Below are 13,202 nucleotides of genomic sequence, written 5' to 3'. Positions count from 1 at the left end.
CAAAACGAAAATTCTATCTCTTCATAATTATTCATACAATCCGATTCAGTTTTCCTTTCTATGGGGGCAATTTAACTCTTAACTTGATGGGCATGTGGCGTTACCTCTAGGAGATAGCTTCATCTAGATAGGATAATGTAAACATGAAAAAATAGGTAAAGTGGAAACACGTTTGTTTATTTGCAAAATGAATAAAAAGAAAACCCCCTTGCAGATAAATGTAAGAGGGTATTTTTGAGCAGTAATTTCGTATCCATGTGTGCGTAAAAATTTTTCCGTTATCGCTCCCTTTGATAGAATCTATTTTTATATGGTTTTTTACCGAATTTTTTAAAAATTAAATTTCATGGCTTGATATTTCATTTAAAATGATTTAATCTTATGTCAAATGATATGTTTATCTATCAAAAATACTTTTGTAAAGATAAAGGAGTGATTGAGAATGTTAAACGCCCCATTGATGGTAAGTCTTTAGGTACAGCAGCATTGAAAAGATTGGGAAGAAATGAGTGAGCTTTCACAATAAAGAACTCTATAACTTTATGTAGTGTTTGATACCCTTCGATTAGATTTTTTGAAAAACAAATCAATATTAATTGAATCAAAGTTTAGAAATTAAATATATGAGTAGTAGAAAAAATCCATTAGTTGTTATCATGTTCTAATAAAAAATGGGAAATGGAAATTCTGAGAAAACCTGTTCAGAAAGTAAGTTAGTGAGGGGAATTCAAAACCAATTTAATAAAAGCGAGGTAAATAATATGACTTTTGAAGAAAAATTACAAGCATATGCAGAACTTACGGTGAAAATCGGTGTCAATATTCAACCAGGGCAATACTTATTAGTCAATACATCAGTGGATGCATTGGATTTCGCCCGTATAGTTGTGAAAGAGGCTTATAAGGCTGGGGCAGGGCGTGTTCATGTTAATTTTTCGGATGAAGAAATGGAACGTGCTTACTTTGATTATGCCTCAGATGAAGAATTTAATCGCTTCCCAGAGTGGATAGTCAAAATGAATGATGAGCTGATCGAACGTAAAGGAGCACTATTAATGATAGATGCTACAGATCCTGATAAATTTACAGGTATTTCATCTGATCGTCTAGCTACCTATCAAAAGGTAGCAGGAGCTGCTCTGAGAAACAATCGCAACGCCGTAATGAAGGATTCAATAGCTTGGTCGATGGTAGCAGTTACTTCACCAAAGTGGGCATCGAAGGTGTTCCCAGGTTTAGCAACTGAGGATCAAGTACCAGCATTATGGGAGGCTATTTTTAAAGCTGTTCGTATTGGTGACGGCAGTGCTATTGAAAAATGGCGTGAACATGTAACAAATTTAGAATCTCGTGCGGTCCTACTGAACGATAAAAAATATATGAAGCTTCACTATACAGCGCCAGGTACTGATTTAACAATTGCATTAGCACCACAGCATAAATGGGTTACTGGAGGTGGTAAAACTCCTGATGATACTATCTTTATGGCTAATATGCCGACAGAAGAGGTTTATACGTTACCGATGAAACAAGGTGTAAATGGCTATGTAAGCAATACAAAACCATTAGTTTATCAAGGGAATATTATCGATGGCTTTAAACTGACATTTGAAGAAGGAAAAATTGTTAAAGCTGAAGCACAGGTAGGACATGATTTATTACAAGAGCTTATTAATGTGGATGAAGGCTCTTGCTATTTAGGTGAAGTAGCACTTGTACCACATGAATCACCAATTTCAGCATCGGGAATTTTATATTTTAATACATTGTTTGATGAAAATGCATCGAACCATTTAGCGATTGGTAAAGCTTATCCAACTTGCTTAGAGGGTGGAAGAGATTTAGAAAACGATCAGCTTGAAACGTTAGGGGCAAATATTTCAGTAACACATGAGGACTTTATGATTGGCAGCAGTGAGATGGACATTGACGGTATTCTACCAGATGGAACTGTAGAACCAATTTTTCGTAAAGGTAGCTGGGCATTTTAAGTTTTTAATTTGAATAAAGGAGTAGAGTGGATGAAACGGTTACTAAGCATAATTGGTGCAACTATATAGGTGTTTCATCTGCTTTTGCTTAGGCTGAAAACTACCTCTTTAATTAGAAGTAAAATGCATGCAAAGGAGATAGGCCAATGAATTTCTGGGAAGTTGTTTTGATAGTAGTGAATTTTAGTCTATTGAGTTGGATACTGTTAATAGGCAGAGAAACGAAAAAGTGGTCTAAATTAGCTACTTTGATTGCCGTTGTAATGGTTACAGTTCAGTTATTGGCAGAAGGTTTTAGGTGGCAGATGATTCCGGCATATGTATCCCCAGTTATCTTAATTTTATGCTATTTATTAGCTGGGCGGAAAAAGGGCTTTAGAAGTTCGGGTATATTCATAGTTAAGACTTCGTTACTATGTATCTATTTGTCTGTAGCAGTTGCGCTACCCTTACTTATGCCAGTATTTTCATTTGAAGAACCAACTGGTCCACATAGGGTCGGTACGAAGCTATATCATTGGGTTGATCATCAGAGAAATGAACCATATTCAAAAAATCCAAACGATCGGCGCGAACTGATGGTGCAAATTTGGTATCCTGCAGCTGAAAAAAGCAAGGGGGATCCAGAACCTTATATTCGTAACATAAATGAGCTCTCCAAGGGATTGGAAAAAACATTGTCTATTCCTGCATTTGCATTCAGCCACATGGAATTGGTAAAGTCTCATTCGTTTATGGATTTACAACTCTCAGACTCAGAGAATCACTATCCCATATTACTCTTCTCTCATGGTTTTAATGGTTTTCGTAATCAAAACACGTTTCAAGTTGAGGAGTTGGCTAGTCAAGGATATATTGTTCTAAGTATCGATCATACCTTTGATGCTGCAGCTACCGTCTTTCCAGGTGGTCGAACTGCTTACGTACAGCCCATCAATTTAACTGATGAAGGAGATAGTCACATAAAATTATGGGAGGAAGATGTCAGCTTTGTCCTTAATCAGATAGAGAAACTTAACGAAAACGATGAGACCGGTTTCTTTACAGGAAGACTGGATACCTCGCGAATTGGAATGTTTGGCCACTCTTACGGTGGAGCTACCGCAGCACAAATACTTGCAAAAGATTCTCGTGTCAAAGCAGCTATCAATATGGATGGTACATTGTATGGTGAAATCTTGCCTGAAAGTGGCATTGGAAAACCATTTCTGCTCATGAATGCAGAAGAGCCTGATGAAGCAGATCCCTTTGAAGTGAGGGAGCGATACGGACGCGGGTTAGCTGGCGGTGGTATGTCAATAGTCATTCCTCATACGGATCATACAAGCTTTACCGATTTACATTTGTTCTCACCTCTGTTGCAGAGCCCAGGTGAAAATCCAAAGGAAGTTCATCATATTATTAACGAATTCAGCCTGGCATTTTTTGACCAGTATGTAAAACAGAAGGATGACGGCTCAACCCTTAAAAGGCTGATAACCAAATACCCGGAAGTGAATTTTAAAATAAACCGATAACTTTATGCAGAAAGTAACTCGTACCATTTCCTTTGGCTCTTGTATTTATTACATTAAAGAATTTAATTTCTTCATCGTTATCTAAATAATGAAATGCTAAAAATGAAACATTCAAAGTACTATCAGTTTCAGGAATATAATTCTTTTTGAAAAGCTACATTCAGCAGCTGGACACTTTATTTGAGATTGTTTATTATAATATCAAATGATATATTTATCTATCAAAAATGACGACTTTATACAGAAAAAGGGAGAGATTGACGATGAAGAAAGACTTGTCAGCGTTGAAGGAAGCGAGATTTAATGCAATTCTTGATTCAGCTACTATATTGCTTGTTGAAAATCCTACTGCTTCGATGAATGAAATTGCGGAATATGCGGGAATTGGAATTGCTACACTCCATCGCTACGTCGAAAGCAGGGAGAAATTGATGCTGTTCTTGGGCCATCGGGCTATACAACTGGTAAGTGATACTGTAAACCAGATTCCACTGGATGAGGAAAGAAGCGAAAACTATATCCCGGAACTCATTGAAGCGTTAATCCCTTTAGGTGACAAAATCTATTTTCTAGGTCATGATGCATCTGTATTTAACAACAAAGAATTAGGTGAAGCAGAAGAGAAGCTGAGGGAACCCTTAAGACGCGTTATTGAATTGCTACAACAAAGAGGTTACTTTCAGCAAACAGTTAGCAGTGAATGGATTTTGAATACGCTTTATGCTCTGCTTTTCCATACCTGGGAACAGGTACATGAAGGAAATGTGGCTAAAAAATCTGCTGCAGAGCTTGTTTTAAATACATTTTATTATGGTTTCAAAGCTAAGGATGAATTGAGAGGGAAGTGAACTGATTCAAATCCATGATAATTAATATTAATAATATAGAAAGTGAAAAGGAGCAATAGGATAATGAATAAAATCTCTATTGTAAAGGCTGTTCATCAATCCATGGTCGGCGCCCAGCTAAATGTAATGGCATTGGAATACATGGCGTTTCCACTTGCAGGATCTGAGGAGAAGAACACAGTCGATTGGACATTTTGTAAGCTATGGCGGCAGGAGAACAACCGTTTTAGTCATCAATACGCCTATGAAGCTCAAATGGACGGGAAAACTTTAGGGATGATTACTTGCTATCCCATACCCGTTTTAAATCGTCTTGCCTGGCCCACTTTTAAACAGCTGCTTTCGTTCCGAAAGCTGGGTTTTGTTGTTTATAACATTCTGAATATCAAAATGCTTTATTCCATGTTTACCTTGAAGGAGGGAGAAGATGACGAGTTTCACATCGGAACAATTGCCTTACTGCCCGAAAGTCGAGGACTAGGGATAGGTACCAGATTAATTGAGTTTGCTGAGGAACAAGCTTCGCTGCAAGGCTTTGCCAAATGCTCTCTGACGGTAAAGAAAGAGAACCAACTTGCCATTAAATTGTATCAGAGGATAGGCTACCAGATTACAGGTGAAATCAATAAACCAAAGTTATCGTTGTACAGAATGGTCAAAAACGTAGAACCTTACAACCATTTATAAAAAATTTGTACAGTATTAGAGGGTACCAGCACATGCCCATAAGCTTAAGGATTCAAAATTACCCCAAAGTAAAAAATGTACATTTTTTACAAGTTAACACAAAATTTTAGCTTGATAGTGATGGGATGAGGCTTCTATATAAAAAAACACAGTTTACACTCAAACTGTGTTTTTTCGACGTATAATGCTTTATCAACATCTCTTTTTATTCTTTAAAATCTGCAACAGAACCAGGCCCCTCCTCAAAGTATAAATTCCAAGGGAGGAACAGTTTTTTTATTTACTTATATACGTACAGCTGTACCACTGACAGCAACCATTAACATTCCATCACGTACAACTTCGTAATCTACGTCAATACCAACGATAGCGTTCGCACCTTTTTGTTTTGCAAGTTCTTTCATTTCGTCCATTGCAATATCACGAGCGTCTTTTAGCTTACTTTCATAAGCACCAGCACGGCCACCGACAACATCACGAACTGAAGCGAATAAATCGCGGACAATGTTTGCACCCATAATAGCTTCACCATTTACAATATCAATATACTCAATAATTTCTTTACCTTGAATTCCAGACGTTGTTGTTACAATCATAACCGATACTCTCCTAATAAGTTGTAGTTTTGATAAGATTTCTTATGCTTTAGAAAAAGTGGTTCTGGTACCAAAAATACTCGATAGAAACATAGAGTATTTTTGCATCAAAACCTTCAATTACATATGTCTTGTTATGACATATGCAATTAAATAAAAGGAATAAAATTGTTTAACATATGTATCGCTATAACATATGCAAGGGATCTATTAGAAATAAGATAAGCCGCAGTAAGCATCACCGTACCAGGTAAATATATAGCAAGATCCGAAAGTTGATTTGAATGAAGACCTGCAAAAATTATAATCGAAACGATGGATGCAATAGCAGTACCAACATATTCCGAAAAACGATTCACTAATATATGACGAAATATGATTTCTTCAATTATTGGCCCTATAATCCCAAATAGAAGTAATGTGAATATAATAGGCACCTCTGCGCCCCTTGTAAGGACCTGTTCTTGGTTCTCTGGCTGACCTATGTTTAGAAAATGCATAATAGAATTTTCCACAATTACCATAAGTAAAACCACCATAGGAATGCTTACTATTTTCAAAATTGTTTTCTCTTTAAAATAAGTAAAACTTTCAATAATTTCTTTCCTAAAGAAAATTATTCCTACAATAGCAGGTACAGTCAAACCGATGGCACTAAGAGCAAATTCTGATTCAACTAAATTACTGTTAGTTAAAAGTGATAGGCCAAATAATATGAACAAGCCAATTTGGAGTAGTGCAAACATTGTATAAACTATTAGCATAATAATTTCTTTTTTATTCATTTTTATAAAGTTCACTTTATTACCTCCATAATTAAGTTACTTAGAATCTTTGATTTTTCTTGCTGCATTAGGTTCTCCTTCTAAAATATATTTATTTAATACCGAACCGGACCGTTCGGTTCGGAAACTAATGATACTATAAGTTTCTAGTTTTTTAAACCCCTTTTATAAATTATTAATAAAATAAAAATGGTAAATAACAAATATATTTATATCTCAGTTGCTTATTTACAAGCAAATTTCAGTACTCATTAATTTTTGACAATTAGCTTTTTATAGAATGAAGTGATAAGGCTTTTAACTGCAAGGACTGCGGGAGATATCCTAATATACGAAGTGAAAGTGGGAGTAGTTCAAACACTTTAGCTAAACATATTAATAAAAATTATATATAATAATCATAGTCTATACGTTAAAATTAACTATATATTTTTACACCTTCTACAATTGTAGGTGAAATTAGTTGTATAACAGGACTGAATTAAATAATTGGACATGTTAATTTTGACAGAAAATTTATTTGAATGATATAGATAATACAATTTGATTACCTCTTTTCAAACTGTATTGTTTGAGGTTCACATAATATAGGGATGGATAATATATTTTTGTTCCAAACTTATTTATACTTACAAAAAAATTCAAGAAAATAGATGGTAAATATCACCTGGAATATTAAGCTCGTTTTTATTAGGAGGATTACAAAGTATGACTAAAGTTGATAAGATTAAAGAAAAAATTATTGAAACATCTTTATATTTATTTAATACTAATGGGATAACTCGCACATCCATACAGGATATAATGACAGCTACTGAACTACCTAAAGGATCTATTTATCGTAGATTCAAAAGTAAAGAAGAAATTGTCCTTGCTGCCTATGACAAAAGTGGTGAGATTATGTGGAGTCATTTTCATAAAGCAATGGAAAATAAAAAGACAGCAATAGATAAAATCCTTGCAATTTTCCTTGTATATCAAGATGCAGCTAATAATCCTCCTATTGCTGGAGGCTGTCCATTACTTAATAGCGCAATTGAAAGTACTGGAGTATTTCCAGAATTACAAAAAGCAGCAGCAAAAGGTTATGATGATACAGTAATGTTAATGGCTTCTCTCATAAAAGAAGGAATAGAGAAACAAGAACTTAAAGAAGATATAGATATTATATCGCTCGCTTCTTTTCTTGCATCTTCAATGGAGGGAGCTATTATGGCAAGTCGCGTATCTAACGATAATATACACCATCATTATTTTATTGAACAAATAAAACATCATCTTTTCTCTTATTCTAAATAAGTGAGAACTTGCAGTGTTTCCATCCGATTTTTATAAACTTAAATTGAATACATACCCCTTATGAACAGTATCTTTTGTTTATGAGGGGTATTTGAATAGCTTTTAGACGATGTTTCATGTTTCTTATTGAACGGCTTTGTTATCGTTACTACAGGAAAAGCAATAAAGAATTACATATAAACCGATTTATATGTTTTAAGTGTTTCTATATTGGGTTTGTAAATCTACACAATAAGGTTTCATTGTATATAATAAGTGGAATAGAAGTTCAGTTAGATAAAATTCGGTAGTCGAATTTTTTTGCATAAAGCTGTATAATGCTTGTAACGAAAGGGAAATACAGGAAGGGATTTGTAATGAGTTACTATGGAAAAAGATAAACAACAATTAAGCGTTGAAGTTGCAAGATTATATTATCAATCAGATTATAGTCAGCAAGAAATTGCTAATAAATTAAATATTTCAAGACCGACGATTTCTAGATTGTTAAAGTACGCGAAAGAAAAAGGGTTTGTTCAAATTAGCATCGCTGATCCATTTGCTGATTTAGATAACGTCGGGAATTTACTGAAAGAAAAGTACAACTTGTTAGAGGCACATGTGGTATTTTCTCCAGTACCGGAATATGCAACGATTACAGAGTATATAAGTAAATATGCTGCTGAGTATATGGAAAAGACGGTTAAAAACGGTGATATTGTTGGTGTAAGCTGGGGCATGACTATGTATGAAATCGCTAGAAAAATCGTACCGCAACATGTAAAAGGGGTAGAGGTTGTCCAGCTAAAAGGTGGTATTAGTCATTCAAGTGTAAATACATATGCGAATGAGACGATAGCTTTATTTGCAGATGCTTTTCAAACGACGCCAAGAAATCTACCTCTTCCGGTTATATTTGATAATGCAGTGACAAAAGAATTAGTGGAGCAGGATCGACATATTCATCACATTATCGAAATGGGAAAACAAGCGAATATTGCAATTTTCACTGTAGGAACAGTGCGAGACGAAGCGCTATTATTCCGATTAGGTTATTTCGATAAGGATGAAACAAATTTACTCAAAAAACAATCGGTCGGTGACATTTGTTCACGTTTCTTTGATGGAGACGGAAATATTAGTAGTGAAGAAATCAATAAGCGTACCATTGGAATTGAGTTAGAGGAACTGAAATTAAAGAAACGCTCTATTTTAGTTGCAGGTGGTAATAGAAAAATAAAAGCAATTGATGGTGCGTTACGTGGCGGGTATGCAAATGTATTAATTATCGATCAGCATACAGCAAAAGAACTGTTACATTATCAAAAAGGTTAGAAATAAAAGGAGTTCTCAAAATTAACATATTGAGAACTCCTTTTATTTTGTTATGTATGAATGATAGGAGTCTTTTTTGAACACAAATTGCCTTTTTAAAAATAATTATGGATATGGAGATACATACTACCATTGTTAACATAGAAAATTTGATTATATATGAAGTGTTCTTTGTTAGAATGCGCTTTATTTACTACAAGAAAATGCCTTTTAAAAAAGAATGAACAAAATTTCAAAAGTGTATTTACATTTGTTCAACTAAGAGTTAGAATGAAGTTGTTAAAAGATATGAGGAGTGAAGATAATGAACATTGCAAAGTTAATTGACCATACAATTTTAAAAGCTAATACTACTAAAGAAGATGTTATGAAAGTAATCGAAGAAGCAAAGGAATATAAATTCGCTTCTGTTTGTATTAACCCAACATGGGTAAAATTAGCGGCTGATGAACTAGCTGGACATGATGTAGACGTTTGTACTGTAATCGGTTTCCCATTAGGAGCAAGCACTACTGAAACAAAAGCATTTGAAACAAAAGATGCTATTGCAAAAGGTGCAACTGAAGTTGATATGGTAATCAACGTAGGCGCTTTGAAAGATGGCGACAACGAACTTGTTGAAAAAGACATTTATGAAGTAGTACAAGCAGCAAAAGGAAAAGCTCTTGTAAAAGTAATCATTGAAACTTGCCTATTAACAGATGAAGAGAAAGTACGTGCTTGTGAATTATCAGTAAAAGCTGGTGCTGATTTCGTAAAAACTTCAACTGGATTCTCAACTGGCGGAGCAACTGCTGAAGATATCGCATTAATGCGTAAAACAGTAGGACCAAACGTTGGTGTAAAAGCATCTGGCGGTGTTCGTACACGTGAAGATGCAGACAAAATGGTAGCTGCTGGAGCTTCTCGCGTTGGAGCAAGTGCTAGTGTTGCAATCGTATTAAATGATGCAAAAGGTGCTACAGATAACTACTAATCGATAAAAGCTTAAAGCAATAGATATACGTTTAAAGTATATCTATTGCTTTAATAATTGAAAAAAATGTAAGCGGATACGAATGGGAGGAAACGGCTTATGAAATACTTAATCGGTGTTTTTGGCCTCGTATTGATTTTAGGTATCGCTTGGCTTGCTAGTAATGATAGAAAGAAAGTCAAATATCGTCCAATCATAACGATGGTTATATTACAATTCATTTTGGGGTTTCTATTATTAAATACAAGTGTAGGGAATATATTAATTAGCGGAATAGCAGATGGTTTTGGAGAGCTATTAAAATATGCCGCTGACGGTGTGAATTTCGTATTTGGTGGATTAGTAAATCAAAAAGAGTTTTCGTTCTTTTTAAGTGTATTAATGCCAATCGTATTTATATCAGCCTTAATAGGTATTTTGCAACATATTAAAGTATTACCTATTATTGTGAAATCTATCGGTCTAGCATTAAGTAAAGTAAATGGAATGGGGAAACTAGAATCATATAACGCTGTTGCATCTGCGATTTTAGGACAATCTGAAGTATTTATTTCAGTTAAGAAACAACTAGGGTTATTGCCAGAGAAAAGAATGTATACATTATGTGCATCAGCAATGTCTACAGTTTCTATGTCTATCGTTGGATCATATATGGTGTTATTAAAACCACAATATGTTGTAACCGCTTTAGTGCTTAACTTATTCGGTGGTTTCATCATTGCTTCTATCATTAACCCATATGAAGTTACTGAGGAAGAAGATATGTTAGAAGTACAAGAAGAAGAGAAGAAGACCTTCTTTGAAGTATTAGGGGAATACATTATTGATGGATTTAAAGTTGCGATTACAGTAGCAGCTATGTTAGTCGGTTTCGTTGCTCTTATCGCATTCATTAATGCAGTATTTAAAGGTGTAATCGGTATTTCATTCCAAGAAATTCTTGGTTATGCATTTGCACCATTTGCATTTATTATGGGTGTACCTTGGCATGAAGCAGTTAATGCCGGAAATATTATGGCAACAAAATTAGTATCAAATGAATTTGTCGCTATGACAGATTTAGCACAAGGAAACTTTAATTTCTCAGATAGAACGACAGCGATTATCTCTGTATTCTTAGTTTCATTTGCAAACTTCTCTTCAATTGGGATTATTGCAGGGGCAGTTAAGAGCTTAAATGAAAAGCAAGGGAATGTAGTCGCAAGATTTGGTTTGAAATTACTATTCGGTGCAACATTAGTAAGTTTCTTATCAGCAACAATCGTTGGCTTATTATTTTAATAGATTTATATAATATAAAAAGGAATGGTGATTGTAATGAGAATGGTAGATATTATTGCAAAAAAACGTGACGGCAAAGAATTAACGACTGAAGAAATCAAATTCTTTATTAATGGATATACAGACGGAAGTATCCCTGATTATCAAGTGAGTGCGCTTGCAATGGCAATCTTCTTTAAAGATATGACAGATCGCGAACGTGCAGATTTAACGATGGCGATGGTTGAGTCTGGAGAAACGATCGACTTATCAGCAATTGAAGGAATTAAAGTAGACAAACATTCAACTGGCGGTGTTGGTGATACAACAACATTAGTATTAGGACCGTTAGTAGCTGCTTTAGATGTACCAGTAGCAAAAATGTCTGGTCGTGGTTTAGGACATACAGGCGGAACAATTGATAAATTAGAAGCGGTAGAAGGATTCCACGTTGAAATTACGAAAGAACAATTCATTGATATTGTAAACCGTGACAAAGTAGCTGTTATTGGACAAACAGGAAACTTAACACCTGCAGATAAAAAGATTTATGCATTACGCGACGTAACAGGAACTGTTAACTCAATTCCTTTAATCGCAAGTTCAATTATGAGTAAAAAAATTGCAGCTGGTGCTGACGCAATCGTACTTGATGTAAAAACAGGTGCTGGTGCATTTATGAAAACAGAAGAAGATGCTAAAGAATTAGCACATGCAATGGTACGTATCGGAAATAACGTAGGACGTCAAACAATGGCAGTTATTTCAGATATGTCACAACCTCTTGGATTTGCGATTGGTAATGCTCTAGAAGTGAAAGAAGCGATTGATACGTTAAAAGGTGAAGGTCCAGAAGATTTAACAGAATTAGTACTTGTATTAGGAAGTCAAATGGTCGTACTTGCGAAAAAAGCAAATACGTTAGAAGAAGCTCGTGAAATGCTAATTGAAGTGATGAAAAACGGAAAAGCAACTGCGAAATTTAAAGAGTTCTTAAGCAATCAAGGCGGAGATAGCTCAATTGTAGACAATCCAGAAAAAATGCCACAAGCGAAGTATGTAATTGATGTACCTGCAAAAACTTCAGGTGTTATTTCTAACATTGTTGCAGATGAGATTGGTATTGCAGCTATGTTACTTGGTGCAGGTCGTGCAACGAAGGAAGATGAAATCGATTTAGCAGTAGGATTAATGTTACGTAAAAAAGTTGGCGATGCAGTAAAAGAAGGCGAGCCGTTCGTAACAATCTACGCAAATCGTGAAAATGTAGAAGATGTAAAAGCAAAAATTTATGAGAACATCTCTATTGCTGAAACAGCAGTGGCTCCTAAATTAGTTCATACAGTTATTACTGACTAATGATCATTTCATTTACTTTGAGGGGGAAATAATATGGATAAGAAAAAATATATTGAAGAAGCAAACAAGATGTTATCGAAAGCGTATATTCCGTATTCTAAATTTCCTGTTGGCGCAGCGTTAGTTACGAAAGAAGGGAAAATCTATACTGGTTGTAATATAGAAAATGCTTCTTATGGTTTATGTAACTGTGCAGAAAGAACAGCAATATTTAAAGCGGTATCAGAAGGGGAGCGCGATTTTAGTTACTTAGTTATTACAGGAGAAACTGATGGACCGATTTCACCATGTGGTGCGTGTAGACAAGTAATTGCTGAATTCTGTGATCCGAAAATGCCTGTATTACTAACGAATGTAAAAGGTGATGAAAAAGAAGTGACTGTTGGGCAATTACTTCCAGGTGCTTTCACAATTGACGATTTAAAATAAGTTAAAAAGCCATTTTGCAATTATTAATTGTGAAGTGACCCCTAAAAGTTAGACACGGTTATTTCATTAGGCAGCTTGATAAAAATGAGTCCGGTATTGCACCGGGCTCATTTTTAATTTTGCCTTTATCCGTTTTGTATT

At 34.9% G+C, this 13,202-nt stretch carries 12 protein-coding genes; 10 read left to right on the top strand and 2 right to left on the bottom strand.

What is annotated here, in order from left to right:
- Positions 1-761 precede the first annotated feature (761 nt).
- From ACTFSL_RS00060 to ACTFSL_RS00045, 4 genes are all read left to right on the top strand, one after another.
- Positions 762-1,991 (top strand): aminopeptidase, encoded by a 1,230-nt coding sequence (locus tag ACTFSL_RS00060; protein WP_088338952.1) that lies wholly within the window; start codon positions 762-764, stop codon positions 1,989-1,991.
- A gap of 146 nt (positions 1,992-2,137) precedes the next feature.
- Positions 2,138-3,508, top strand: coding sequence for an alpha/beta hydrolase family protein (locus tag ACTFSL_RS00055; RefSeq protein ID WP_088338953.1), 1,371 nt, complete (start codon positions 2,138-2,140; stop codon positions 3,506-3,508).
- Positions 3,509-3,771: 263 nt separating this feature from the next.
- Positions 3,772-4,356: a TetR/AcrR family transcriptional regulator gene (locus ACTFSL_RS00050; protein WP_000710981.1), complete on the top strand. Its 585-nt coding sequence runs from the start codon at positions 3,772-3,774 to the stop codon at positions 4,354-4,356.
- A gap of 63 nt (positions 4,357-4,419) precedes the next feature.
- Entirely contained in the window at positions 4,420-5,043 is a 624-nt protein-coding gene (locus ACTFSL_RS00045) for a GNAT family N-acetyltransferase (RefSeq protein WP_001033856.1), read from the top strand.
- 284 nt (positions 5,044-5,327) lie between these two features.
- Here the strand turns inward: ACTFSL_RS00045 and ACTFSL_RS00040 are convergent, their stop codons facing one another.
- Together ACTFSL_RS00040 and ACTFSL_RS00035 are read right to left on the bottom strand one after the other, a co-directional pair.
- Complete coding sequence (locus tag ACTFSL_RS00040) at positions 5,328-5,639, bottom strand: heavy metal-binding domain-containing protein (protein ID WP_000637505.1); 312 nt, start codon at positions 5,637-5,639, stop codon at positions 5,328-5,330.
- Positions 5,640-5,788: 149 nt separating this feature from the next.
- Complete coding sequence (locus ACTFSL_RS00035; RefSeq protein ID WP_001009308.1) at positions 5,789-6,439, bottom strand: CPBP family glutamic-type intramembrane protease; 651 nt, start codon at positions 6,437-6,439, stop codon at positions 5,789-5,791.
- A 693-nt stretch (positions 6,440-7,132) separates the two neighbouring features.
- Between ACTFSL_RS00035 and ACTFSL_RS00030 the strand changes: the two genes are divergently transcribed.
- From ACTFSL_RS00030 to ACTFSL_RS00005, 6 genes are all read left to right on the top strand, one after another.
- Positions 7,133-7,723 carry a TetR/AcrR family transcriptional regulator gene (locus ACTFSL_RS00030; protein ID WP_000169640.1) on the top strand — a complete coding sequence of 197 codons (591 nt, stop codon included), beginning with the start codon at positions 7,133-7,135 and terminating at the stop codon, positions 7,721-7,723.
- Positions 7,724-8,089: 366 nt separating this feature from the next.
- Complete coding sequence (locus ACTFSL_RS00025) at positions 8,090-9,037, top strand: sugar-binding transcriptional regulator (RefSeq protein ID WP_000409781.1); 948 nt, start codon at positions 8,090-8,092, stop codon at positions 9,035-9,037.
- Between the two features lie 304 nt (positions 9,038-9,341).
- Positions 9,342-10,013, top strand: coding sequence for a deoxyribose-phosphate aldolase (deoC, locus tag ACTFSL_RS00020; protein ID WP_001017441.1), 672 nt, complete (start codon positions 9,342-9,344; stop codon positions 10,011-10,013).
- Between the two features lie 99 nt (positions 10,014-10,112).
- On the top strand, positions 10,113-11,294 hold the full coding sequence (locus ACTFSL_RS00015; protein WP_000876188.1) for a NupC/NupG family nucleoside CNT transporter: 1,182 nt from the start codon (positions 10,113-10,115) through the stop codon (positions 11,292-11,294).
- 36 nt (positions 11,295-11,330) lie between these two features.
- The gene (locus tag ACTFSL_RS00010) at positions 11,331-12,632 is read left to right on the top strand and encodes a pyrimidine-nucleoside phosphorylase (RefSeq protein ID WP_002093946.1); all 1,302 of its coding nucleotides are present in this window, start codon (positions 11,331-11,333) and stop codon (positions 12,630-12,632) included.
- A gap of 33 nt (positions 12,633-12,665) precedes the next feature.
- Positions 12,666-13,061, top strand: a complete 396-nt coding sequence (locus tag ACTFSL_RS00005; RefSeq protein WP_061457043.1) for a cytidine deaminase — start codon at positions 12,666-12,668, stop codon at positions 13,059-13,061.
- Positions 13,062-13,202 lie beyond the last annotated feature (141 nt).

Source organism: Bacillus cereus group sp. MYBK108-1 (assembly GCF_051917185.1).
In the GTDB taxonomy this organism is placed as follows: Bacteria; Bacillota; Bacilli; order Bacillales; family Bacillaceae_G; genus Bacillus_A; species Bacillus_A cereus.
This window is presented reverse-complemented; position numbering and strand designations above follow the sequence as displayed.